Source organism: Ktedonobacter robiniae, from assembly GCF_016587375.1.
In the GTDB taxonomy this organism is placed as follows: Bacteria; Chloroflexota; Ktedonobacteria; order Ktedonobacterales; family Ktedonobacteraceae; genus Ktedonobacter; species Ktedonobacter robiniae.
Genome location: NZ_BNJG01000002.1, coordinates 1,633,874 through 1,656,367, shown reverse-complemented (window position 1 = coordinate 1,656,367; position 22,494 = coordinate 1,633,874). Strand labels below are relative to the sequence as shown.

The 22,494-nt window shown below is 53.0% G+C and carries 23 protein-coding genes; 7 read left to right on the top strand and 16 right to left on the bottom strand.

Going from position 1 to position 22,494, the window contains the following annotated elements; genetic code table 11:
* Nucleotides 1-106: 106 nt before the first annotated feature.
* From JMJ04_RS27900 to JMJ04_RS27890, 3 genes are read right to left on the bottom strand one after another with little or no spacing between them, the layout of a single operon-like run.
* Entirely contained in the window at nt 107-424 is a 318-nt protein-coding gene (locus JMJ04_RS27900; RefSeq protein ID WP_201373684.1) for an AzlD domain-containing protein, read from the bottom strand.
* Nucleotides 421-1,197: an AzlC family ABC transporter permease gene (locus tag JMJ04_RS27895; protein ID WP_201373683.1), complete on the bottom strand. Its 777-nt coding sequence runs from the start codon at nt 1,195-1,197 to the stop codon at nt 421-423. Before JMJ04_RS27895 ends, JMJ04_RS27900 begins: the two co-directional genes overlap by 4 nt.
* A gap of 47 nt (nt 1,198-1,244) precedes the next feature.
* A complete protein-coding gene (locus JMJ04_RS27890) occupies nt 1,245-2,105 on the bottom strand; it encodes an AraC family transcriptional regulator (RefSeq protein WP_236038441.1) in 861 nt (286 codons plus the stop codon).
* 254 nt (nt 2,106-2,359) lie between these two features.
* Between JMJ04_RS27890 and JMJ04_RS27885 the strand changes: the two genes are divergently transcribed.
* Complete coding sequence (locus JMJ04_RS27885) at nt 2,360-2,806, top strand: hypothetical protein (protein ID WP_201373681.1); 447 nt, start codon at nt 2,360-2,362, stop codon at nt 2,804-2,806.
* Between the two features lie 159 nt (nt 2,807-2,965).
* Here JMJ04_RS27885 and JMJ04_RS27880 read toward each other — a convergent pair whose 3' ends face one another.
* The 6 genes from JMJ04_RS27880 to JMJ04_RS27855 form a co-directional block, all read right to left on the bottom strand.
* On the bottom strand, nt 2,966-3,343 hold the full coding sequence (locus JMJ04_RS27880; RefSeq protein ID WP_201373680.1) for a response regulator: 378 nt from the start codon (nt 3,341-3,343) through the stop codon (nt 2,966-2,968).
* The gene (locus JMJ04_RS27875) at nt 3,333-5,579 is read right to left on the bottom strand and encodes a PAS domain S-box protein (protein ID WP_201373679.1); all 2,247 of its coding nucleotides are present in this window, start codon (nt 5,577-5,579) and stop codon (nt 3,333-3,335) included. Before JMJ04_RS27875 ends, JMJ04_RS27880 begins: the two co-directional genes overlap by 11 nt.
* A 91-nt stretch (nt 5,580-5,670) precedes the next feature.
* The gene (locus JMJ04_RS27870) at nt 5,671-5,934 is read right to left on the bottom strand and encodes a hypothetical protein (RefSeq protein WP_201373678.1); all 264 of its coding nucleotides are present in this window, start codon (nt 5,932-5,934) and stop codon (nt 5,671-5,673) included.
* Nucleotides 5,935-6,076: 142 nt separating this feature from the next.
* On the bottom strand, nt 6,077-7,036 hold the full coding sequence (locus JMJ04_RS27865) for an NAD-dependent epimerase/dehydratase family protein (RefSeq protein ID WP_201373677.1): 960 nt from the start codon (nt 7,034-7,036) through the stop codon (nt 6,077-6,079).
* Between the two features lie 47 nt (nt 7,037-7,083).
* The gene (locus JMJ04_RS27860; RefSeq protein ID WP_201373676.1) at nt 7,084-8,127 is read right to left on the bottom strand and encodes a hypothetical protein; all 1,044 of its coding nucleotides are present in this window, start codon (nt 8,125-8,127) and stop codon (nt 7,084-7,086) included.
* A gap of 17 nt (nt 8,128-8,144) precedes the next feature.
* Nucleotides 8,145-8,783 (bottom strand): sigma-70 family RNA polymerase sigma factor, encoded by a 639-nt coding sequence (locus tag JMJ04_RS27855; protein WP_201373675.1) that lies wholly within the window; start codon nt 8,781-8,783, stop codon nt 8,145-8,147.
* Between the two features lie 296 nt (nt 8,784-9,079).
* On the opposite strand from JMJ04_RS27855, the gene JMJ04_RS27850 reads away from it, so the two are divergent.
* The gene (locus JMJ04_RS27850) at nt 9,080-9,631 is read left to right on the top strand and encodes an AAA family ATPase (protein WP_201373674.1); all 552 of its coding nucleotides are present in this window, start codon (nt 9,080-9,082) and stop codon (nt 9,629-9,631) included.
* Nucleotides 9,632-9,793: 162 nt separating this feature from the next.
* Here JMJ04_RS27850 and JMJ04_RS27845 read toward each other — a convergent pair whose 3' ends face one another.
* The 3 genes from JMJ04_RS27845 to JMJ04_RS27835 form a co-directional block, all read right to left on the bottom strand.
* On the bottom strand, nt 9,794-9,949 hold the full coding sequence (locus JMJ04_RS27845) for a hypothetical protein (RefSeq protein ID WP_201373673.1): 156 nt from the start codon (nt 9,947-9,949) through the stop codon (nt 9,794-9,796).
* Nucleotides 9,927-10,301, bottom strand: coding sequence for a hypothetical protein (locus JMJ04_RS27840; RefSeq protein ID WP_201373672.1), 375 nt, complete (start codon nt 10,299-10,301; stop codon nt 9,927-9,929). The genes JMJ04_RS27845 and JMJ04_RS27840 overlap by 23 nt, the downstream gene beginning before the upstream one ends.
* 147 nt (nt 10,302-10,448) lie before the next feature.
* A complete protein-coding gene (locus JMJ04_RS27835) occupies nt 10,449-10,925 on the bottom strand; it encodes a hypothetical protein (RefSeq protein ID WP_201373671.1) in 477 nt (158 codons plus the stop codon).
* Nucleotides 10,926-11,141: 216 nt separating this feature from the next.
* On the opposite strand from JMJ04_RS27835, the gene JMJ04_RS27830 reads away from it, so the two are divergent.
* The 3 genes from JMJ04_RS27830 to JMJ04_RS27820 are packed head-to-tail and all read left to right on the top strand — an operon-like array spanning nt 11,142 to nt 12,676.
* Complete coding sequence (locus JMJ04_RS27830) at nt 11,142-11,714, top strand: PadR family transcriptional regulator (protein ID WP_201373670.1); 573 nt, start codon at nt 11,142-11,144, stop codon at nt 11,712-11,714.
* A 48-nt stretch (nt 11,715-11,762) separates the two neighbouring features.
* Entirely contained in the window at nt 11,763-12,212 is a 450-nt protein-coding gene (locus tag JMJ04_RS27825; protein ID WP_201373669.1) for a nuclear transport factor 2 family protein, read from the top strand.
* The gene (locus JMJ04_RS27820) at nt 12,209-12,676 is read left to right on the top strand and encodes a DIP1984 family protein (protein ID WP_201373668.1); all 468 of its coding nucleotides are present in this window, start codon (nt 12,209-12,211) and stop codon (nt 12,674-12,676) included. Before JMJ04_RS27825 ends, JMJ04_RS27820 begins: the two co-directional genes overlap by 4 nt.
* Nucleotides 12,677-12,679: 3 nt before the next feature.
* Here JMJ04_RS27820 and JMJ04_RS27815 read toward each other — a convergent pair whose 3' ends face one another.
* From JMJ04_RS27815 to JMJ04_RS27800, 4 genes are all read right to left on the bottom strand, one after another.
* Nucleotides 12,680-13,309 (bottom strand): hypothetical protein, encoded by a 630-nt coding sequence (locus JMJ04_RS27815; RefSeq protein ID WP_201373667.1) that lies wholly within the window; start codon nt 13,307-13,309, stop codon nt 12,680-12,682.
* On the bottom strand, nt 13,306-15,144 hold the full coding sequence (locus tag JMJ04_RS27810) for a glycoside hydrolase family 76 protein (RefSeq protein WP_201373666.1): 1,839 nt from the start codon (nt 15,142-15,144) through the stop codon (nt 13,306-13,308). The genes JMJ04_RS27815 and JMJ04_RS27810 overlap by 4 nt, the downstream gene beginning before the upstream one ends.
* A 77-nt stretch (nt 15,145-15,221) precedes the next feature.
* Nucleotides 15,222-18,554, bottom strand: a complete 3,333-nt coding sequence (locus JMJ04_RS27805) for a GH92 family glycosyl hydrolase (RefSeq protein WP_201373665.1) — start codon at nt 18,552-18,554, stop codon at nt 15,222-15,224.
* A gap of 459 nt (nt 18,555-19,013) precedes the next feature.
* A complete protein-coding gene (locus tag JMJ04_RS27800; RefSeq protein WP_201373664.1) occupies nt 19,014-19,508 on the bottom strand; it encodes a MarR family winged helix-turn-helix transcriptional regulator in 495 nt (164 codons plus the stop codon).
* 343 nt (nt 19,509-19,851) lie between these two features.
* Between JMJ04_RS27800 and JMJ04_RS27795 the strand changes: the two genes are divergently transcribed.
* Both JMJ04_RS27795 and JMJ04_RS27790 read left to right on the top strand, forming a co-directional pair.
* On the top strand, nt 19,852-21,315 hold the full coding sequence (locus tag JMJ04_RS27795) for a catalase (RefSeq protein ID WP_201373663.1): 1,464 nt from the start codon (nt 19,852-19,854) through the stop codon (nt 21,313-21,315).
* A 327-nt stretch (nt 21,316-21,642) separates the two neighbouring features.
* Nucleotides 21,643-22,464, top strand: a complete 822-nt coding sequence (locus JMJ04_RS27790) for a MetQ/NlpA family ABC transporter substrate-binding protein (RefSeq protein WP_201373662.1) — start codon at nt 21,643-21,645, stop codon at nt 22,462-22,464.
* Nucleotides 22,465-22,494: the final 30 nt, after the last annotated feature.

Sequence of the window (22,494 nt, the reverse complement as noted above, 5' to 3'; positions counted from 1 at the left end):
CACGAGCATGGCGCTATAGATGCGAATAAAATCTTTCCTTCAATTGTGCACCAAGCAGCCAAATAAAGCAAGAGAGACAATAGTCTCTCTATACGGCAGGTAGAGACTAGCCGAAGAGCGCCTGGAGGCCCCACAGGGCGAGCATCCCTATCACAATCGTCAGAAAAACGTTGCGCGTTCGCCAGGCTATAAGGGCAGCAAGGAGGCCCGCCAGCCAGCGCGGATTGTGCAGAGAGAGATCTACGACCCCACCCGGGAGCAGAAGCTGGGGTACAATGATAGCCGTGAGCACCGCTATCGGCACGAAGCGCAGGGTCCTGAGCGCCAACGCGGGCATCTCCACCCGTCCCAGGCCCACGATAAAGCTCAAGCGCAACCCGTAGGTCAGAAGACCAATTCCAATAATCAGCAGCCAGGTCATCATGACTTCAACTCCTTGCCGTCTCTCTCCTCCAGAGAGGTCGAGGGGGTATGTTCACTCTGCTCCACGCTCTCCTCAAGCGGAGCTTTCCTTTTCATCTTTGTCTCAAGCAGGAGGCCAAGCAAGATGCTGGCAAAGGTAGCCACCAGCAGGCCGGAGTTAAGAGGCAGGTGCGCCGCCAGCACCGCGACCAGCCCAGCAGCCAGCGCTACAATGACTTCCACCCGCTCTTTGAGCACCGGGACCACGAGGGCGATAAAGGTCAGCGGCAAAGTGAAGTCCAGCGACCAGTTTGCCGGAATGTTGGCCCCCAGGAGCATGCCTACCGCTGTACCTGCCTGCCAGGTGCTCCAGAGCGCCAGCCCGGCTCCCAGGAAATACCAGTGCTTATGCGGGCTTTCGTCTTGCTGCTGAAAACGCGTAATCGCGATAGCGTAGACCTCGTCGACCAGGAGATAGGCCAGCAGCAGTTTCCAGCCTGTGCTCAGGCGGCGCAGGTAGGGCGCGATGGATGCGCTATAGAGGGCATGGCGTAAATTGATGATGCCAGCCGTCAGCAAAATAATACCCGCTGGCAGGGCGGCCGCCAGGAGCTGGACCGTCACAAACTGAGCCGAGCCAGCGAAGACGATAGACGACATGGCCTGAGTCAGGGCCAGCGAGAGACCCGAGCTGCGTGCGGTGACGCCATAGATCAGGCCAAAGGGTACTGTCCCCATCAGGATAGGGAGCGTGTTTTTGATGCCTGCGAAAAATTCGGAATGTGATGTTTGCATATCCCTATTTTAGGGCATATGTTGGGAGACCGTCTTGAACGTTCTTGCTATCGCTGGCAGGCGCGTGCATACTGCCCCGGCGTCACACCGACCAGGGCTTTAAAGTGGCGCGTCAGGTGGCTCTGGTCGCTAAAGCCAACGGCACCCGCCACCTCCGCCAGGGGCATCGAGGACGCGATAAGGCGCTTGGCACGCGTCACACGTAGCTGAGTGAGATAGCTATGGGGAGGTAGACCCACCGTCTCGCGGAAGACGCGCAGCAGGTGAAAGGGGCTGAGCTGCACCAGGCCCGCCAGATGGTCCAGCGAGACATTCTCTGTAGCATGCTCCTCAAGGTAGGTCCGCACATGCTGAACAATCGAGCGACCCCCCCTGGTGGGACGCTCGATGAGGTGTGTATCCGCGTGGCGCATCACCAGGTGCGCAAAGGTCCAGGTCAGCCTGGACTCCCTTTCCAGGGTGGAGGGCGAGTTTGCCAGCGCCAGGTGAAGCTGAGAGAGCATGCCAGCCAGCATAGGGTCATGGATTACAGGAGAGGGGAAGAAGGGAACATCCAGCATGCGTGTCTCATCCGGCGAGGCGGCCCGCTGGACCAGCGAGACATCAGGATAGAACATCCGATAGCTCCAACCCCGCTCAATGGCCGCCGCACCCGTATGGACCTCGCCCGGATTAACCGCGACCACGCTGCCCTGGGGGGCGAGATGCGAGCTACCGCGATACTTAAAGCGCTCGGCACCCGACTCAATCACGCCAATGGCATAGCCCTCATGCGTATGCGGGGCAAAGCTATGCGTCACATACGTCGCCTGCAACAGCTCTAGATCATTAAATGCCGGATCGCGCCAGAACATCGCCTTTTCTTCCAGGCCCGACCCGGCCCCCTGGCGTCTCTTCTCCACACGCATACTCCATCCTAGAAGGGAAAACAGCATCTTTCTTCTAGAGCAAGTATAGCAGCAAAAGCGGACAATCTCACCCCTGATTAGAGGCAATCTTGAGTGGCGCAACTGTTGCTCATATTTAATGTATTAAATGAATTTAATTATCTCATATTTTTTATTGGCAATAACAGTAAGATACGTGTATACTCCTTATATTGGTTATATAATGAGTTTTCGCCAGAAGTGCACTTGAGCTCTTAAGAACAGGAGAAACAACCATGACAATGCAACCTTCCCCAAATCCTAGCCAATTGCTTCAGGGGGCAGCAGCATCCCTGTCTTTAACAGATCAGCAGCTTCAGCAACTAGAAACGCTCAAAGCGAAACACCACCTTACCACATCGCCTCTCACATGCCAGAAAGGAACATATACAGCTTCATTGGTCAACGGGACATTTACTAAAAGCGGCTCATATACGGTGCTCTGGGCGCATATTCACGCGGAAGTAAAGATTACTGCTCCTCAAGACAGCTCTGTATATGCCGTCGAAGTGAAAGATGGAGACCAAGTAGTATACTCTGCGCAGGACATACAGGTGGGGCAGGCGCTCACCTTTGACTATGATCCCGGCTTCTCTATAGATGGGAGCATCACGTTGCAGTGCACGAGTGATCCGCAGAAAACTGCTAACCTCACCATTGAAGGCGAAGGGTGCCTCAGATAGAGAGTTAGCAGAAAAGCAGTGTCCAGATGCATTGAGCTGTGCGGTGGCACGACGCGTACTTTAGTAGCGTCGGTCGATAGCCCTAAATCAACCTTTCTGTACACTGCTCTAGCAGTAGCGTCGGTCGATAGCCCTAAATCAACCTTTCTGTACACTGCTCTAGCAGAGGAAGTGCGCGATTTTTGTGACTAAGATATCCATATCAAAAGGTTTTTCGATGAAAGCATCGGCGCCCGCTGCCTGCACAGTCGCTTTCACATTAGGGTAAGCCGAAAACATGATGATAGGGATCGCCCTGGTCTCCTCCTGGCTTTTCAGGTGTCTGGTGACCTCTCGTCCATCTCGACCCGATAGAAACACATCCAGCAGGATGAGGTCAGGCAAGGCATTTTGCTGCAATTGATCCAGTACCTCTGTCTTCGTTGTGATGAGCACTCGATAGCCCTCCATGGAAAGCAGGTCGTGCAAAAAGTCGAGAATGTCGAGATCGTCATCAACCACCAGGAGCGTTTTCTGTTGACTTTGTCTACTCTGCATTTGGCTGCTTCATCCTTTCACGCTCTTCCTCCTGAGAGAGTACCTGGCTTTCTCGCTGTATAAGGGGCAAGCTTAGAGAAAAGATGGCTCCTTTGTTGCGCTCACTCTCGACCCAGAAGCGTCCTCCATGTCGCTTGATAATTTCTTGTGAGATGGTCAGGCCAATCCCCATACCTGGATAGGTTTTCTCCTCTTGATCGGTGACCCGATAGAAACGCTCAAAAATTTTCTGGTGATGCTCTTTGCTAATGCCCAGGCCAAAATCCTGAACGCGGATCTGCACCTGCTCCTCAGTTGCGTCCAAATGAATAAGAACGGTGTTGGCGTTGGGCGAATATTTAATAGCATTCTGGAGAAGATTTATCAGCACTTGCCCCAGGCGATCCGGGTCTCCAAAGACAGCAGTTCGCGTCTCTCCTTGCACAAGCAAGCGATGCGTCTGCGTCGTCTCCTGCACGTTCTCCACAATCTCTCGTACCAGGGTATCCACCTCTACCTGCTCTTCTCGGTAGATCAGTTGTCCTGCCTGCATCATGGAAACATCCAGCAGATCATTGATGAGTTTGGTTAATTTCTCGATTTGTGCATCCATGCGGGCAAGATATTGCAGAATTTTTTCATTTCCCTGTTGCGAAAATTCCTTTTGTGAGAGGAGTCGTTGTACCAGGCCCAGAAAGCCCTTCAGACTGGTCACCGGGGTTTTGAGTTCATGGGAAGCCATGCCGATAAAGATGTCTTTGCGCTGCTCCAAGGCTTTGCGTTCACTGATATCGAGCACGAAGCCGATACAGGTCTGAGTGTGCTCGATGCAGGTCAGGGCCATAAGTATCGGGAGAGCCTTCCCACTTTTATGCAACAAGATGGTTTCCTGCGGGTCGGAGGAGCCATTTCCAGCGTGTGCAGACTGAATGAGTGGGCGAAGGAACGAAGCCAGAAAAGAGGGAGACGTCATGGCAAGAGGCGCTTCTGCCTGCCACTCATCTTGGGTATAGCCCACCAGATCCAGGAAGGCTTGATTGGTTTCCAGAAGCCTTCCCGTCTCATCCGCGACAAAAATCCCGATCAAATTAGAAGCAAAGAGTCGCTGCGACTTCGCTTCTAAGCGCCGCTGCTCCGTGATATCACGGGCGATGGTCGAGGCACCAAAAATCACGCCGTTTTCATCTTTGATGGGAGAGATCGTAACGGAAACCAGGAGTTCCTGGCCGTCTTTGCGTACACGTCGGGTTTCAAAGTGATCTACTGGTTCACCAAGGCGAATCTTCGCCATGATCTGCTCAAATTCCTCGTATTGATCCGGCGGGAAAATCCGGGTCACATGCGCTCCAATCATTTCCTGGGCCGTATAGCCATAGATGCGCTGGGCTGCGCTATTCCAACTGGTGATAATGCCTGAGAGAGTTTTGCTGAGGATAGCATCATCAGACGACTCCACAATGGCTGCCAGGGCCCGGAGCCGCTCTTGTGCGGCCTGGCTTTCCGTGATCTTGACCTGTAAGGTGTTAGCCTTCTGTTGCAGCAGTGTAAAGGTCCGTAACCGTTCCTGTTCAGTGAGCTGGGTATAGCTCGTAGGGGGAACGAGCTGGGAGTGCAACTGGCAAATGTGAGTGAATGCTGCCTCATGCTTCCTTCCATCAAAGTCCTGGAGTGGGTACGCGCAGAAAAGGGAAAAGGTATACCTCTGACCTAACGCGTTCCAGAATTCTTCCAGGCGAATGGCTGCCGCCTGCTTCCCCTGTGCCCACAAGAGCGCGACCATTTCCCCAAAGATACGCACGCGGCGGCCTCCCTGCGTTGCTTGTTCGATGAGCGGTCCTATCACCTCTATGAAGCGGGTCGAATCTGGCTGCCCATCGACGAGGAAGCGCGCCATAGTTGTAGCGGCATCTAAAGGGATATAGGTCCCAGTGGCCACGGCCTGAGCCAGATCGAAGCCAGTAGCTTGCAAGTGCTGCTCCAGGTGTTCGTGGTGAGAGGGTGTTGCGACGACGATGCAGTTGTCCCCTGCCCGTAAACCATCACCGAGAAATGCGCTGAGCATGGTGATGAGTGAGGCATCGTGCTCACTAAAGCAAACAACATGTGTATGGCCTGCGAATGTGTGCTCAGAGAGAGTATTCTGTCCTGTTGATGGGATACTCAGAGGAGTGAGAGCCCAGTCCTGTTCATGCATAAGGCGTGACTCCGCGCCGTTGTCTTGCTGGGGCGTACTCATTTGATCTTGTAAGTCATCCATTCATATTACTCTCTTCCTGCACCTACTCAGAGGGTCTTCTCGTCTGAGCCTCTGAGTAGGTGCGAAAAGAGCACAGAGGCGGATAATATGTTCACAAAGACGAGGCGTGAGAGGTGGTTTGCTCCTGATCCTCAGCTTGATGCTCCTGTTGTTGATACAGGAAGACCAGAGCAGAGAGGCGTTTAGCAAAGGAAACCACCGTTCCATCTTGACGCTTGAAGGCTGTCGTTCCAGGATGCACAGGATCATGCAGATGGACACGAACAGGAAAATATCGCCCATCCTGACGCAGAATATCATAGCCATCAGGGGACGGGATCGCCGCTCCTCGGGGAGCGCGCATCGTCTGGTTCATCGCAACGCCTCCTGCTTCTAGGGGTCAAATATAACTCCTACTTTTTCTACGTAGAAGTAGGAGAAAAGGTAACAGAAAGTGGCATTGTCAACTTATCAATAAAATGGCATACACTCTTCGCTAGATTCACCAGGCCCTCAGGCTATTTCTGCTGAAGGTAAGGTGACATCTTCAACATCTGCCTGCGGACCAGCGGGCGCAGGAGCGGCAGGATAAGGGCCACGGCTCCTTTGGGGCGGGTCGCCTCCGCCACGTCGCGCATGATCTCGTCAAAGGTATGGCGTTGGTATTGTAAGAGCGCCTGGCTCTCTTCAGTATCGAGCCAGTCGGTACAATAGGGCTTGCTATCGGGCGCGAAGGCTTCGTCTGGTGGAGGCTGAATACCAATTTCGCCAAGTGTATGATAGAGGTAGTCACGATAGCGAATCTGGCACTTAGGACCGCCACCAATCAACCAGACCTTGCCCCAGATGGGACTATGCATGCCATTGGCGATTGCCAGGCCCACATCATGGGTGTGAACCACCTCCAGGCGTGTGTTCAAGGGAATGGTATACATAATAGGATGCATCTGACGTGTCTCTAACGGAGGCACATCGCCAAAGCGGTAAATTGCCCATTCCAGGTTAGAGGTTCGCAACATCTCTTCGCCCTCTAGTTTATGCCTGGTATACTCGTCGGTCGCTATAACGGGATCGGTCAGGCGGCGCGGCGGCTCCTGATCCTGCGTAGGCCCAAAGACATCCAGGCTGGAGCTAAAGAGGACCTTCGGTGGCTGGCTCTGTGCTTTGGCCGCCTCGATGACATTGCGTGTTCCCCCAACATTCACCTCCTGGGCCAGTTGAGGGTTCTCATCCACAGCAGGTGGAATGATATATGCCAGGTGAATGACAGCCTCTTGCCCCTTCACAGCCTCAGCTACGGCCTGGGCATCGCGGATATCGCCCCAGATAATCTCGGCTTTTCCCTCAACAAGGTGGGCCTTCTTCTCCGCCCCCTTCGACTTCAGATCAAAGCAGCGAACCGTTTGCCCCTGCTCGATGAGCGCCTGTACAGTGCTAAAGCCAACGTTACCAAAAGCGCCAGTAACCAGAATACGCATAAATATACTGCTTCCTTCTCTTGTTATTTTCACAAATACTGTTGTTGCTAATGCTGTCCTAACGTGTTCCCATAGCGAGACTGAGAATGGGACGTAGCACTACGAGCTACGTTATTGAGTTCGATGATAACCGGATCAAGCGGAGTACCAGTGGTGGGTAGATGAACATTATTAATCGTGCCCATCGTGACAGCCTGGTGGAGCACATTCGAGACCTGATAGGCAGCCTGGCGCGTCGCGATAAGCATGTCCGCGTCGCTCTTCATGCGTTGCATGCGATTCAGAAGATTATTGAGTGAACCAGCGACATTCCAGAGCATATGCCCCTCACTCAGATTCACACGCACACTCAGATCACCATTGCTGATACGTGCATGCGTCTCCGCGATCTTCTGAAAGCCTTCTTCAAGTTGCTGCTTCTGCTGCACCTGTGTCCGTACATGTAACGCGAGCTCCTGCTGCAACGAGACAATCTCTTCTGCGCGGTCAGCACGACGAATAGTATTGATCAGGTTACGCATAATGACATAGGTCATAACGCTGATCATGAGCTGTATGCTGACTGGCACAATCAGAGTAACGGTAAAAAGGCCTTTATCGAGCATTTGCTGATATGCAAGTGTATGAGGAACGAGCTGACTAATAAGAGCGATGTCCAGGCAACATAACACACCTACGACTAGAGATGCGACAGGTGGCAACAGAGCCCCAGCCATGATGACTGAGACAGAAAAGATGCCAAAGAGCGGTAAAAGCGAAGGATCCAGCGGATTCGTTGCCATTACGGCGCTAATACATAATATGTTGTATGCGACAATGAAGGCAGCGCTAATGTAGTTCCACCCCGCTTTTCCAAAGCCAAACGCGCATGCAAGTAGTATAAGGGTACCAATGCCGATAGGCGGTGATGAAGGACTATTCGGGGAATCAAATATCATAATCGGTGCAAGTGGTAGAAAAAGCGCACAAATAAGTAAAAGAAATCCACTTGTTAACCGCGCATAGCGAGAACGCTCACGCTCACCTGGAGTTGTGTCTGGTCCGCGCTTTGGCATCGAGAACGCATACCACCAGGTCATAAATCGCTTCATATGCCATTCCTCCTAACTTATTCAATAATATTACGCGCGCGCAGATATGCCAGCGCGCTTTCGACAGTTTCTGGGGAGAGTTGTAACTGTGCCTTGATCTCTTCTACGCTTCGTACTCCATTCACCTTTGTCAATACCAGGCGTAGTACGACGCGTTGGCGCATAGGAAGAGCCGTAAACTCTTCTTCCATCATATTACGCCTCATTCTTGGGTGCCATCCAAGCACGAAGCCAGGTCCGAGCACAGGCCATTGTCCACTTGTCGTGGTCGGCCTCGTCGCAGGCCATTGTCCGCTCGAGATACCTGGTTTCGTCGCAGGCAATTGTGCATTTGGTCGCATCATGGGCAGAGATGGGCTATTGAAGGATGATGGAGGATCTGGTGGGGACATCAACGATTGTAACGGGGCCTGCTCATTCTGAAGCTGTACCTGCCATTCTGAGAAACGCGCTAGCGCCTTAAAAGCTTGCTCTCCCTGCAGGACAACTCTTTCCCCCTCTCGAATATAGCAGGAAATCATAGATCCAGCGCTCACTTCAACGTAGCCAGTCTGCCCCCTCTCCTTGAGGGTCTTGCTCAAAAGGCAAGACTCTCCATGCACAGAGAGATAGTCAAGCAAAGTTTGCAGGTCAAGATAGTAGACCTTTCTATTCATCACGCTCTCCAAAATACAAATGCACGAATATACATTAGCGACTGGCAGCTTTCTGCGGGCTAGAACCTACTATGTGCTATTCGTGGCGGTACAGGAGCCATTCTATCATCATTTATCAATATAGGTCAAATAAATACTTAAAAAGCACAGGACAACGCATCTAAATAAACTCATCAATTATGATGTTGTACCGTTTTTCTCTCTGTCACCATACCCTCTCTTATACTTCGTGTTAGAGGATAGATAAGAGCATGTCTTGCCGGCACCCATTCTGGAGCGTGTAAAGGAGGAGAGGCATGTCGCGTCATCCCATAGTAATTCTATCGGCCCTACCTGCTGGGGGGAAGAGCACTCTTGCCAGAGAGCTTTGTGAGCAGTATGAGAAGGGCGTGCATATTGAGACTGACGCCCTGCGTCACCTGGTGGTCAAGGGCTTTGTTCCGCCACGTCCATTGAATGAGGAAGCGCATCACCAGGCTCAAATTATGCGTCAAAATGCCTGCGCTATCGCTTTAAACTATCAAGTGAATGGCTTCTTTGTTGTTATCGACGAAGTTCTGGCTGATCCTGCCCCTTATCTGCATTATTTGCACAATCACTTGGTGGTAACAGTATTTATTAAGCCTGAGCTTGAGCATTGCCTGAAGCGCAACGCTGAACGAGTCAACAAGGATCCAGAGACACGCCTTGAACTGGATGCTTTCATCAAAGATTTTTATGGTGAGACCGAGCAGGAGGATTTTACGCGGCGTTGGGATGTGGTTATTGATAATACTGGCTTGCATGCTTCGGAAACGCAAGAGAAGATTATGCAGTGTATTCAGCAGAAATATCCTGCCAGCTTGTAAGTTCCTGCTACTTCGCAGGATAAGCTCTATAGACCACTTTCGAGAGGCACGAATACGAATGACCGCACCGGTGGAGCTGGTGCGTCCGCACCAGCTCCACCATACCCTTTGACCCAGCAAAGCATTTGAGCATTGCTTTCTTCGTTGAGTCTTTCACAGGCTCTAGCCAGGGAAATCAGCTGGAACCCCATGCATGCCGAGGGTGAGCGAGAGTTCGCCGCCGTGATGCATATCATGCTCCATCACATGCCCGACGACCCAGGCGCGCGACAGGTAGACCTGTTTGCCGTCCAACTCATCGGGGAAGGTTTGTTGCATGTCGGCGGGACTCCAGCGAGCCAGGCAATCCTCCATGAGTTGCCAGGTGGTGGTCGAGACCCTGAACCAGTTCGGCTGTGGTTGGGATAGGTGTCCCCTGTCGCAACGCAACCTCGTTTCGCTTCAGGTACGCACTCATCTCCTCGCCAAACTCTTCTCCCAGGGTTATGATGAACCAGCCGATACGGGCACCGATGATGTGCATGGTGTTCTCGCCAACGGAGCGCAGGTGAGGCGTGGCACGCAGCACAAGCTGTTCAGCGGTGAGCGGAGCAATCGCCCCTTTGATGTGCTCCTGATACTCTTTCCAGATAGTGTAGTATGTCGTGAGCGTAAAGTTGTCTTCAGCCATAGAATAGGCTCCTTTTTGCTTCTTTTCTCTTAGATTACCACGGGAAGCGGGCAATTTATGCCCGCTTCCCGTGGGTTCTGACTGGAGAGCTGAAAACTCTCTGGAAAGGATCAGAAATAAGGCATTGAGCATCACTTCTTGTTACTACTAAAGGTTTGCGCTCGTCGATACTCTGACTCTGCGATGGGCGTTGAAGTATTTTACGAGCAAGATGATAGCGGTAATAAAGCTAACCAGCAGGATGACGCTCAGGGGTACACCTATCGCATTCAGGATTCCCTCTTGCTGATCAATAGCCTTATTTTTCTGCTCTACAATAGCATTTATGCGACCATCACTTTGTATCTTCTTCTGCATGTCATATGTTTTGTCTATTTTTGAGGTCGTGCCGTTGTAAGTTATGCTGAGTTGACATATCTCGTCAGTTTTCATGGGCTTGTCATTACAGGTGACAGGCGCATCTGGCTGGGGATCGACCAGGCCTGCACTAGAAACATGTGTTAATTGGTTAGCCTGGATTGAAAGCGGTATTTCTGCAATCGCACTGATGAGAGCGATAGATAGAGCAATTAAACCCCACACGAGAAGCTTGCGCGCTTGAGAATATCCATTCTGTGCTTGCATCCTTGCCTCCTCATTGATGCGTAAGAGGTATTATCGAATTTATTGGATGTTAAGTGACTGCTCTGGGAGCCTTTAGCATACTCTATCGCATGGGTTTATGCAATTGCTTTAAGCGTGAGTAGGTCAAATGTGGCGAATCCTGTAGTTCCTTGAAAAAAGAGCTATGCCTTGGTTATAGTATATGCAAATACATATACATGCGAGTACGGATAGGTCATGTCATTACCCCATCTGATTCTGGGCATACTCAAATATGGCCCTCAGTCTGGTTACGACCTCAACAAGGCATTCCAGGCATCGGTAGAGCATTTCTGGAATACCGAGCAAAGCCAGATTTATCGCTCGCTCGCCAAACTGCACGAGGTGGGGTGGGTAGAAATCGAACGGGTCGCTCAGGAGAAGCGGCCCGACAAGAAGATATACCATATTACGGAGAAGGGACTTGAGGTGCTACGGGACTGGTTAGCCATGCCTCAGGGGCTTGCATCATCGCATGAGGCGTGGCTGGGTCAGGTCTTCTTTGGTATCGAATTGAGCAAAGGACAACTCAAACAGGTCCTCGAACAACGCATTGCTGATCTCCAGCAGCAGCTTGCGCATTTTGAGCAGACGATTCCCACCAGCGCCGCGCTGTATGCGGAAACCTACCATGCGGCATCCGACCTGCCCTACTGGCTGCTTACATTAGATTATGGCTTGCAAAAGCTCCACTTTGATTTGCGCTGGGCGCAGACCGCTTTAGCTTCCCTTGACCATCTTCCTGAAAAGAGGGAAGAGCAAAAGGAATAGAAGAGGGAATGTCAGGCCGCGCATGCTATGAACAAGGAGGTCTATTTCATGTATCACTTCATTCTCAAACAGATACTGTGTAAGAACTTTAAAAGCCTCAGCCAGGGGGATTATGAGTCAGTGCTCGCAAGGTTTGCTCCCGATGTTCATTTTGTCTTCCTGGGAAAGCACGCCCTTGGTGCCAACTACCGTGATAGAGCGCCTGTACGAGCATGGTTCCAGCGCTTTTACCGGCTTCTTCCCGGCATTCAATTTCAACCGCATACGATGCTGGTGAATGGCTGGCCCTGGAATACAGTTGTGGCGACTCACTTTTCGGTGGAGACGACATTGAGCGATGGCAGGCTCTACCACAATGTTGGGATGCAGTTCCTCCGCCTGCGCTGGGGACGCGTCGTTGAGGATTATGTGTACGAGGACTCCGAGAAACTCGCGACTGAACTTCAGCGTATGGCCCAGCAGGGAGTAAGTGAAGCTGCTGCTCCCACTCCGTTATGAAATTAGCCGAAGCACTCGTCATCCGCGCAGACCTGCAAAGGCGCGTGGAACTCCTTCGTACGAGACTGGTTGGAAGCGCAAAAGTACAGGAAGGCGAAACGCCACCCGAGAATCCCGATGTTCTATTTCGCGAGCTTGAACAGTCTTTTGCTCAATTTGTCACTCTCATCACGCAGATCAATCGCCTCAGTCTTCAGACGCAACTTCCCGATGGCAGAACACTCACCAAGGCTATTGCTCAGCGCGACATATTCTCGCTCCAGCAAAGTGTCTTGATGAGCATCATCGAAGCAGCATCCACGAAATCAGAGCGCTATAGCCACAGAGAACTTCGCTATGAAACAACGGTCTCGGTTGGTCAGTTACGCCAGCAATATGATGATGGGCTAGGGGCCTTGTACTGCTGCGAAAGCGGTGGGAAGATGTATGCAAGCATACGTCTTCCCACCGCTTTCTTTGTTTAGGCTCTAGCCGTTCGTCGTGAGAGTAATAGCGACGATCACGATGTTTGAGTTGTTGGGCAGGGTGAGGCTTTTCACCGCTTTGCCGCTGTTGAGTGCGATGGTGTAATCAAAGAGGTGGATGTTGCCATATTGCGTTGAGGAAGGTCCCCAGCGGGTATCCTGGGCGACGGCGAAGCGCTCATAGGGCTGGGGCGCGGAGGCGAACCAGTCCGAGAGGGAGAGATTTTGCGTGGCCGTTGTGTTGTCGGTATAGGTAATCGTAAAGGGCTGATTCACCTGGTTCCCGTTGATGGCTGCCCCCAGGATGTGGACCTCCCGATAGGCGTTGTTCGGGAGATTGACGCTCACATTGGAGCCGCCCCGCAAGACGTTGTTGGCGCCCGCCTGCGTTGGCCCAATCGAGTAGCGGTGGTAGTTGGCAAAGACAGATGTACCAATGGTGGACTTGAACGCGTCGCCCACGCCATCCAGGTTCGCATCGCCCGCGGAATTACCGATACCTCGCGTATTGTAAGGGAGAGTAACGCTCGTATCATGGATGGTCGGCTGGACATACACACCGCGTTCGGTCAGGCGCGGAGCGCTGGAGCTATAGTCCCAGAAGACGCGAAACTCGTAGTGGTGCCCACTCACAGCACTAAAGTTGAGGGGAACAGCTGGTAGAGCGTATTCGGAAAGTTGTTGCGCAGGATATTCTGTGAGGCGACCACCTGGCCCGTTTCATTATCGCGCACATCAATAGTGGCCACTGTTGATGTGTCAAGATTGAAGTTGTCCACCTTGAGTTCAAATGACGCCGTGTAGTTGCCTGCCCCAGGCATGGCGGTATAGGGTCCCCAACTTAAGAAATCAGAGTGTGTATCTCTGGTGGGATCGACTTCCCAGGCGTTGAGACTATCGAGACGCCCAATATTGTGATTGAGGTTACTGGCAACCCAATTGGAGGTTCCACCATCCACGACGATATCCGAGGCGGTCAACGTTGGTGCGCCGGAAACATTGTTCCAGTAAATGCGGTACTCGACGGAGTCGCCAGGTGTCGCATTCGTATATGTCAATGCAAAGTCCTGCGCGGCATTGGCGGTCGTGAAGACATTCCAGGGCACGCTGCTGCTCGCGAGCGTGTTGCCATTATTTGCATCTCGCACGTCCAGTGTTACCAGGCTTGCGGTCACGGAACTGGTGGCATTAACACTGAGATGGAAGTGGACCGTATGCGTGCCAGGCGGCAGATACGAGATATATGGCCCGTACACCATATGGTTCGCGGTCGTACAGGTACTGGCGCTACAGGCCCATCCCTGTGAACCAGCCGCGACGCCCAGGTTATGCCCAAAGGCCGGATCTTGCGCTCCCCGCGCGAACGCGGCCCCCTGCGTCCATGGTTCGGCCAGCACACTCATAGGAATCATAGCGGAGCTTTGTTTGGCCGGGGTTGCCGAGTCGAAAGGGCCATTCCAGGCCAGGCCTAGCTGATTACTGCTATTCCTGTCATTGGCCCAGATTGAGTTGGCATTGGTGGCGAGAAAATGAAAGTATGTCTGCTGATGATCCACGTCATAGAGGTAGGCAAGGTTGCGCATAAAGAGACCCTTGAACTGCTCTTGATCGCCATTACAGGAGGGTTCACAGGGTTCGCGCAAGGTACCCGCCGACGAGACCAGGTTGCTGATCGCCGCGTTAGCGATAGACTCGGCCTTCGTGAGATAGCTAGTATTGCCGGTTATCTTGTAGAGGTCCGTCAGGCCACCCAGAATGATGCCCTGATTGTAGGTCCAGGTCGTCTCCTGGTTGTTGGCGCACGCACTGGAGAGGCCATCATTGATCAAGTTTGAAGCGTTGATCATCCCACTATTGCTAAACCAGGTCCATTCAGTAGTGGCCCAATTGAGATAGCTGCCACTCCCACTATCGCCAGCCGTGCGTTGATGCAGGCGGGCAGCGATGGTCAGAAAGAGTTCGTTGGTAATGGCATTTTTATACGTTTTGGCCTTATTCCACCACATGCCACCACCACAGACCGTCGTGTCCCAGCCATTGCTCGCCATATCGTTAAAGATCGTTCGCGCCATGGAGAGGTAGCGGCTATTGCCAGTGACATCATAGGCGCGAATCCAGGCCAGCGCCCACCAGCCCTCATCATCATAGCCAGCGTCATTGATAAAATTACCGCTGACGTTCTGATCATACGTATCACTCAACCCGTAGCCATACTCCATACCGTTTGTGCGCGTATAGGTATTCTCCAGGGCATCAACCGCATTGGCCCATTGCCAGCGGTTTAATGAGTTCCAGTTGCCGGCATTGATGTTATACCAATTCTGTAGGGCCGTGACAGCCTGCTCATCGTTGGCATTGTAATCGGTCGTCACGTTTGAGGCCGCCTTTACCAGCCCGGGCCTCGGCAGCAGCACGACAAGGCACATACTTAACATGACGAGCGCAAACATCCATGGTCGTTTTCGCATTCTGGTCTCCCTCCACGAATAGAAACAGCGTTGTATGGTCCATGCATGTATGGACCATACAACGCTGTTTAACGCTGCTACTGGATTACGATGTCATCGACGTAGCCACGGTAGCCCCCGCTACTGTTGGGCTGGTCGTAGCCAAGGTTAATACTGGTGATCGTTCTGCCCGTGGCAAGCGATCCCAGGTTGATGGTCACCTGGTTCCATGTATCCAGCGTCAGGTGGTTGCATTGATAGGCGGGATGGCTGCGATTCCCATTCTGGTCGACGATGCCGGAATCCCGCAGGTTGGTTCCGTCGCTGAAGATCAGGTCTAACGCCACGCAGGTACTGTTACTGCCGCTGACCAGGTTGCTGGTCGCCGTGCTCTGCGGGTAGATCCAGTACGTGAGCGTGGTGTTGGTGTTTACAGCAATATTGCGTGAGCTAACGTCAAAGAGCTTCATATACGCGTATTCGCTTGAGGCTCCCTGGGTGAGACCGGAATACATCAGGGCCACGTTCCCCGTATGCTGGGTTTCGCCACTACGTATATCCGTCTCTGGGCCAGTCAGGCTACAACAGATGCCCGTTACGTTGCTGCTCCCGCCATGGGGATAGCTGCCAGTGTCAACGGTATTTGTCCAGGTCAACTGCGGATCGCCGCTTTCGAAACCCGTTGAAAATAAGGGCGCCCCCGCCCCCGCGCTATAGACTTCTAGCTCATAAAGCCGGGTCGCGGTATCGGTAGTGCTGGTGGGCTTGGTGACGTTCAGCTTCACATAGCGAGCACTGCGCGGCGCAATGGTGTTGTACACGCGACTGGCTTGATTGCCACTGACATTGACCACCGTTGTCCAGTTACTGTTATCGGTACTCAACTGGATCGTGTAGGCATTGGTATTCCAGGACGTGACCTCTCCGCCCAGGCCAGCGTTTTTGAGTACAAAGGAGCCAACCGTCTGGGCCGAACCGAGATCGACCACGAGCGAAGAGGGAGTCACGCCCGAACACCATTTACTATTGCCCTTCAAGGCGCCATCGACGGCATTGGCTGCCCCTTCGCTACTGGCACAGGCAGTGGAACCAGTCGTGGCTTTGTTGAGGGCCAGGTTCGTCCCCAGGGCCGGGGCCGCAGGTGGCGGAGTAAAGCCATCGTTAAAGGAGGGGGGAGGCGTCCCACTGGCGCCCCAATTGGAGGCGCTATTCCCCATGGTGAAGTCGAGGGTTGCGCCATTGGCAATATCGCTGTAGTGCAGCCATGCCTGATTGCTTGCAACGCCATTCACATTCAAGCTCTGCACATAGGGGGCGCTATCACTGGCGCCAGAGCCATTGATTTGCAGCACTTTGCTGCCTGCTAGCTGGATGGTCTCGGAGCTAAAGAGAGGTCCATGCAGGACTAAGGTATCAGCACCAGGGGTGGCTGGATAGAGACCCAGGGCGGCCCAGACATACCAGGCAGAGGTCGCGCCCAAATCATCATTTCCAGGCAGGCCTCCGGCTGCGGAGGTAAAGGCGCCCGTCATCACGCTACGAACCGCTGTCTGTGTCCCCGCAGGATAGCCGGAAAAATTGTAGAACCAGGGCGTGGCGAATTCAGGCTCATTGCCAATGTAGTAATAAGGCTGGCTGAGACCGGCATTCACCTGGGTGAAGAGATGGTTCAAGCGCTGAATCGCCGTGGCGTTACCACCCATCAAATTAATCAGGCTCTGCGCATTGTAGGTCACATTCCAGGTGTATTGGGCCGCATTCCCTTCCGTAAAGCCGGAGCCGCTCGCCGGGTTGAGAGGAACCGCCCAGGTACCATTACTATTGCGAGGCGTAATGTAGCTGGTGGTTGGATTGAAGACATTCTCCCACCACTGGGCATGGCTCATATAGGTGTTATAAGCACTGGTATTGCCCAGCGCCTTCGCGAATTGGGCGATGGCAAAATCCGAGGCCGAGTACTCCAGAGAGTCCGAGGCATCGCCAGCCACATAGTGTTGACTGAGATAGGAGCCGAGATTCCCACGAATCGGGCTTCCCTGCGTGGTCGCATTGACATCACTGCCCACCTTGTCCATCAAGGCAAAGGCGCCTGCCGTATCGAAATTACGCACACCAAAGGCGTATGCGCTCGACACAATAATAGGTCCGGGATCGCCCGTCATGATGAAGTCTTCGTTCGTCTCCTGCGACCACTTCGGTAGTTCACCCCCCTGCTGGCCGTCGAGCACCATCGACTTCACGATATCCGTCATCTCGCTGGGCGCGATCATGGAGACCAGCGCGGTCCACGAGCGATAGATATCCCACCCTGAATAGTTCTGGTAGACCGTCATAGAGCTCGCCGTATGCACCGCGCCATCAAAGCCCTGGTACTGGCCGTTCACATCGCTGGCGACGTTCGGACTCTGAACCGTATGATACAGCGCGGTATAGAACTCGGTCAGGTCAGTTGTTGAGTTCCCACTTACCTGCACACGATTGAGCATGGCATTCCAGGTATTGCTCGCATTGCTCTGGACGCCAGCGAAATCCCAGCCCGCATTCTCGCTGGCAAGATTTTGCTGAGCATTCGCAATGCTCACATACGAGAGAGCGACCTTCATCTGCACAATGGCGTTTCCGCTTGTATTAAAGGTCAGGTAACCACCCGTATTGGTACCACTTGTGCTTGTAGAACCAGCGGAGATAGTTCCTCCCGACCAGGTGCCTACGCCCGTGGGAGTCTGGTCAAACTGGATCGCGAAATAGATTTTATAGGTCTTGCTCGATCCACAAAAGCCGCCAGCGGTCACGCTACCAGTCACGCTGCTGCCGCTGATCTGCACGGAACCACTACGACTACCCGTCGCACTACGACTGGTATTGAGCAGAACCGTCGCCTGGCTCGTGCTGGGATAGGTAAACCGGGCCATGCCAGTGCGCGTCGTCGCGGTCAGCTCGACCTGGGTATTGTATTTATCCAGCTTGTTTTTGTAGTAGCCAGGGGATGCGCTCTCATTGCTTTTGGTATAGGTAGAGCTATAACTGGTCCAGCTGCTACCAGGCGATGCGCCAAGGGAGCCAGTAATGGGAAGGATGGGAAGGTCATCATTATTGGCACAACCAGCTCCATCGAAATGCGTCACGCTAAACTCTTGAATGGTGTTATCGTTATAGGCATAGCCAGAGGGGGAGCCATTAGGCGTATCAGGGCTGAACTGAACCATGCCGAAGGGAACGACTGCACCAGGATAGGTGCTACCACCGCTCCCTCCTGGCACCGGATTAGGCGCATTACTACTCGCGGTACCTATAAAAGGGTTCACATACTGCACGAGATTCTGGGTCGCCAGCGCATGAGCATGAGCAACTGGCGCTTTAAAGAGCATAAGACTCTGCGCGACTAGGAGACTCAGGATAATCCCACAAGGAAGAACAAAGCGGCGTAACATCAGATCCCTCTTTCCTTGTCACCCGAGACCAGGCTCAGCATGACAAAATTGAAATTCCATTTTCAACTATTGTCGAACACTTAGACTAACATCATGTGGTCTAGTTGTTCGATACTATAAAAAGATACGGAAAAGAATGAGGAAGTGACTTCTCGCCCCGGCGCGACTCGCCGGGTAAGGGGTGCGTGGTGGCTGCAATGAGCAGGGGAGTTTGCGGGAGATAAAAGCGGAAGGGTTGAGCATTCCTTGCATATTCGTATCCCTGCATCCTTGCATTGGACGAACAAAATTCATGTTTATGCTGCTGAAACCGGTTTCACATTTAAACTATAGCCAACAATTCTCTCATTGTCAAGAGGCACTTCATGATCGACTCTGCTGGCATACCTCATCAGGTTGCTCGAACGGGCATCCACGATTGAAGTGGTTCTACGTAATGTCTTGCATCGACCCTGCATTTCACCCGATTTGTTCCGGGGTACAGCTTTGAGTGGTGGAGAGTTCGTTGCTGAGCGTGAGGGTTTCGGCCAGGTCGCGGAGTTGTCCGCGCAGGTGGGCGAACTCGCTAGCCTCCAGGCCAACGCGACAGTTGAACTGGCCTGGGACGGGGAAGGCCTGCTCTTTGAGAGCCTGCCCAGCCTCGGTCAGACTGATCTCGACGGCGCGCTCATCGCGTGCGCTGCGTGTGCGATGGATGAGGCCAGCCGCCTCCAGGCGCTTCAGGAGTGGCGAGAGCGTACCAGAGTCCAGGTAGAGCGTCTGTCCCAGATCTTTGACCGTACTCGGGCCTACCTCCCAGAGCACCAGCATAACCAGGTACTGGGGAAAGGTCAGGCCTAGTTGCTCAAGCAGACCACGATAGGTGCTCATCATGGCTCGGGTAGCGGCATAGAGAGCAAAACAGAGCTGGTTGTCGAGCTTTAAAGCTTCCTCGGGCGATGTCGATGGAGTCATTAGAACCTCTTGAATAAGGACAAGAAAAGATCAGCTGTGCCGACGCTGCTAAAGCACGCGTCTACATATAGACTGGATATGTAGACGCGTGCTTTAGCAGCGTCGGTCCACAGTATTACATTTCATTGTACACAATTAAATTGACAAAAATATACTGCCATGCTATTATCATATCATACATTTCAATTGTATGCTATTCAATCGTGCGAGCGAAACTAACCGCTGTGAAGCGGCATTCACGATTGCATTTTCATGGCTAGCAGGCCGGACCCTCCGGCACAGCTAATAAGCTTAGTTGGTCATGTTCCACACATGGCCAGTTTGGAAAGGTGTCCGCAGAGACATGACGGAACAAGATAAGCGTTTTCTTACGACTGATTTCGGTATTCCCGCTCCAGATAACACCAATTCACTTACCGTGGGCTATCCTGGCCCCACGCTGTTAGAAGATTTTCATCTCGTTGAGAAGCTGGCGCATTTCAATCGCGAGCGCATTCCTGAGCGCATCGTCCATGCCAAGGGCGCGGGCGCGCATGGTTATTTCGAGGTCACGCACGACGTTAGCCAGTACACAAAGGCCGCGTTCCTCAATACCGTTGGCAAACAGACGCCTGCCTTTGTGCGCTTCTCCACAGTTGGTGGTGAGAAGGGCTCGGCGGATAGCGCCCGCGATCCACGCGGCTTCGCCATTAAGTTCTATACTGAAGAGGGCAACTACGATCTCGTTGGTAACAATACGCCCGTCTTCTTCCTGCGCGACGCCATCAAATTCCCTGACTTTATTCACACACAGAAGCGCAATCCACAGACCAACGCCAAGGATCCCGATGCCTTCTGGGATTTCGTCTCGCTGACGCCAGAAGCCCTGCACCAGATCACGATCCTCTTCTCCAGCCGTGGCACGCCCAAGACCTACCGTCATATGGATGGCTTTGGCTCCCATACCTTCAAGTGGATCAATGCCGAGGGCAAAGCGGTCTGGGTCAAGTATCACTTCAAGACCGAGGCCGGCATTGAGAACTGGACTAACGAAGAGGCTACGGCCATGGCGGGCATCAATCCTGATTTCGCGACCCTGGACCTCTTCGAGCATATCGAGAGCGGGAAAGAGGCCGCCTGGACCTGTTCTGTACAGATCATGCCCATGGAAGAGGCGGCGAAGTACCGCTTCGATCCCTTCGATGTAACCAAGGTCTGGCTGCATAGCGACTATCCACTGATCCCGATTGGTCGCCTGGTGCTTAACCGCAACCCGGAGAACTACTTCGCCGAGGTCGAGCAGGCCGCCTTCGCGCCGACGAACATCGTTCCCGGCATCGGCTTCTCGCCTGACAAGATGCTCCAGGGCCGCATCTTCGCCTATCCAGATGCCCATCGCTATCGCGTCGGCACCAACTACGCGCACCTGCCCATTAACCGTCCCCAGGTTGAGATCAACAACTATCGCCGCGACGGCTCCATGCGCTTCGATGGCAATGGTGGCGCGACCCCCAACTATCAGCCCAACAGCTTTGGTGGTCCTAATGCAGCCCCCGAGTTCTATCGCGGCGATCACCAGGACGCCTTCAGCGGCAACGCTGAGCGCTTCGCCTATGAGCTGACGGATGATGACTTCGCGCAGCCGGGCGCGCTCTATCGCTTGATGAGCGAGGAAGAGAAGACCCACCTGGTCAATAACCTGGTTGGCCATATGCGCAACGTCAAGAACAAGGAAATCGTCGAGCGCCAAGTGAAGCATTTCTACCGCGCCGATCCCGAATACGGCCAGCGCGTCGCCGCCGGCCTGGGCCTGGAAGTGACTGCCTAGTTTCTCCACTGTAAGCAAATGGTATAAGCAAAGGCCATAAGCGGCCCCGAGAAACCTCGGGGCCACTTATGGCCTTTGCTTTAGCAGCGCTGTAGGGCAGGGTGTAAGAGTCGATGAATTTTAAGGGAGCCTGCATTTTACAGGCCATGATGTTGACATTATAGATCAACATTGTTATATTTATATGTAACAAGCAAGTAGGCGCTGTTGGCTGGGATATACAGCATAAACCACTACTCCCTGTTTGTCCAGGCAGGCCGCTGCTTATGCTTGGGGAAAATGATCAGCCATAAGATATTCTGTGGTTTTGGAAGGGATTGTTTTGCTATGCGTTTCTTTAAAAAGCTATCCATTTTATTCCTGAGTGTCTTTCTACTCTCACTCCTGGCGGCCTGTGGCGCCAATAGCGGTGCGGACGCTAATTCCGATACGATTACCGTTGGGGCATCCCCTGTTCCACACGCAGAAATTCTGCAATATATTAAAGATAATCTCGCCGCTAAAGAGGGCTTGAAGCTGAATATTGTGCAGTTTAATGACTATGTGCAGCCCAATACAGCGCTTAAAGATGGTTCCATCGATGCCAACTTCTTCCAGCATGTGCCCTATATGCAGGAGTTTGGTAAGGAGCATGGCATCGATATGGTCGCGGTGACGAAGGTTCACATCGAGCCACTGGGCATCTACTCTCACAAGATTAAGTCGCTCAATGAGGTGTCAGCCCAGGCCGTTGTGGCCATCCCCAACGATGTCACCAATGGCGGGCGCGCCCTGCAACTGCTGGCCCAGAATGGCCTGATCACCTTAAAGGGAAATGTCGGCACGAGCGCTACTGTGCATGACATTGCCAGCAATCCAAAAAACCTGCAAATTAAAGAGCTGGACGCGGCCCAACTCCCACGCTCGCTCGACGATACGACCCTTTCGGTCATCAACGGCAACTATGCCCTTACTGTTGGCCTGAAGCCCAACAAGGACGCGCTGGCCCTCGAAAAGGCCACCAATAACCCCTACGCGAACGTCCTCACGGTATTGAAGGGCCATGAGAACTATGCTGCCGTGAAAAAGCTGGCAAAGTTGCTTAATTCTCCCGAGGTGAAGAAATTCATCGAGGACAAGTATCAGGGTTCAGTTATCCCCGCGTTCTAAGCAAAACAGCGGTATAGAGAATGTGATGGC

What these genes read in the sequence shown, in the direction of transcription:
- JMJ04_RS27900 (WP_201373684.1), bottom strand. Translation starts at nt 424, where the DNA reads ATGATGACCTGGCTGCTGATTATTGGAATTGGTCTTCTGACCTACGGG.
- JMJ04_RS27895 (WP_201373683.1), bottom strand. Translation starts at nt 1,197, where the DNA reads ATGCAAACATCACATTCCGAATTTTTCGCAGGCATCAAAAACACGCTC.
- JMJ04_RS27890 (WP_236038441.1), bottom strand. Translation starts at nt 2,105, where the DNA reads ATGCGTGTGGAGAAGAGACGCCAGGGGGCCGGGTCGGGCCTGGAAGAA.
- JMJ04_RS27885 (WP_201373681.1), top strand. Translation starts at nt 2,360, where the DNA reads ATGACAATGCAACCTTCCCCAAATCCTAGCCAATTGCTTCAGGGGGCA.
- JMJ04_RS27880 (WP_201373680.1), bottom strand. Translation starts at nt 3,343, where the DNA reads ATGCAGAGTAGACAAAGTCAACAGAAAACGCTCCTGGTGGTTGATGAC.
- JMJ04_RS27875 (WP_201373679.1), bottom strand. Translation starts at nt 5,579, where the DNA reads ATGGATGACTTACAAGATCAAATGAGTACGCCCCAGCAAGACAACGGC.
- JMJ04_RS27870 (WP_201373678.1), bottom strand. Translation starts at nt 5,934, where the DNA reads ATGAACCAGACGATGCGCGCTCCCCGAGGAGCGGCGATCCCGTCCCCT.
- JMJ04_RS27865 (WP_201373677.1), bottom strand. Translation starts at nt 7,036, where the DNA reads ATGCGTATTCTGGTTACTGGCGCTTTTGGTAACGTTGGCTTTAGCACT.
- JMJ04_RS27860 (WP_201373676.1), bottom strand. Translation starts at nt 8,127, where the DNA reads ATGAAGCGATTTATGACCTGGTGGTATGCGTTCTCGATGCCAAAGCGC.
- JMJ04_RS27855 (WP_201373675.1), bottom strand. Translation starts at nt 8,783, where the DNA reads ATGAATAGAAAGGTCTACTATCTTGACCTGCAAACTTTGCTTGACTAT.
- JMJ04_RS27850 (WP_201373674.1), top strand. Translation starts at nt 9,080, where the DNA reads ATGTCGCGTCATCCCATAGTAATTCTATCGGCCCTACCTGCTGGGGGG.
- JMJ04_RS27845 (WP_201373673.1), bottom strand. Translation starts at nt 9,949, where the DNA reads ATGCAACAAACCTTCCCCGATGAGTTGGACGGCAAACAGGTCTACCTG.
- JMJ04_RS27840 (WP_201373672.1), bottom strand. Translation starts at nt 10,301, where the DNA reads ATGGCTGAAGACAACTTTACGCTCACGACATACTACACTATCTGGAAA.
- JMJ04_RS27835 (WP_201373671.1), bottom strand. Translation starts at nt 10,925, where the DNA reads ATGCAAGCACAGAATGGATATTCTCAAGCGCGCAAGCTTCTCGTGTGG.
- JMJ04_RS27830 (WP_201373670.1), top strand. Translation starts at nt 11,142, where the DNA reads ATGTCATTACCCCATCTGATTCTGGGCATACTCAAATATGGCCCTCAG.
- JMJ04_RS27825 (WP_201373669.1), top strand. Translation starts at nt 11,763, where the DNA reads ATGTATCACTTCATTCTCAAACAGATACTGTGTAAGAACTTTAAAAGC.
- JMJ04_RS27820 (WP_201373668.1), top strand. Translation starts at nt 12,209, where the DNA reads ATGAAATTAGCCGAAGCACTCGTCATCCGCGCAGACCTGCAAAGGCGC.
- JMJ04_RS27810 (WP_201373666.1), bottom strand. Translation starts at nt 15,144, where the DNA reads ATGCGAAAACGACCATGGATGTTTGCGCTCGTCATGTTAAGTATGTGC.
- JMJ04_RS27805 (WP_201373665.1), bottom strand. Translation starts at nt 18,554, where the DNA reads ATGTTACGCCGCTTTGTTCTTCCTTGTGGGATTATCCTGAGTCTCCTA.
- JMJ04_RS27800 (WP_201373664.1), bottom strand. Translation starts at nt 19,508, where the DNA reads ATGACTCCATCGACATCGCCCGAGGAAGCTTTAAAGCTCGACAACCAG.
- JMJ04_RS27795 (WP_201373663.1), top strand. Translation starts at nt 19,852, where the DNA reads ATGACGGAACAAGATAAGCGTTTTCTTACGACTGATTTCGGTATTCCC.
- JMJ04_RS27790 (WP_201373662.1), top strand. Translation starts at nt 21,643, where the DNA reads ATGCGTTTCTTTAAAAAGCTATCCATTTTATTCCTGAGTGTCTTTCTA.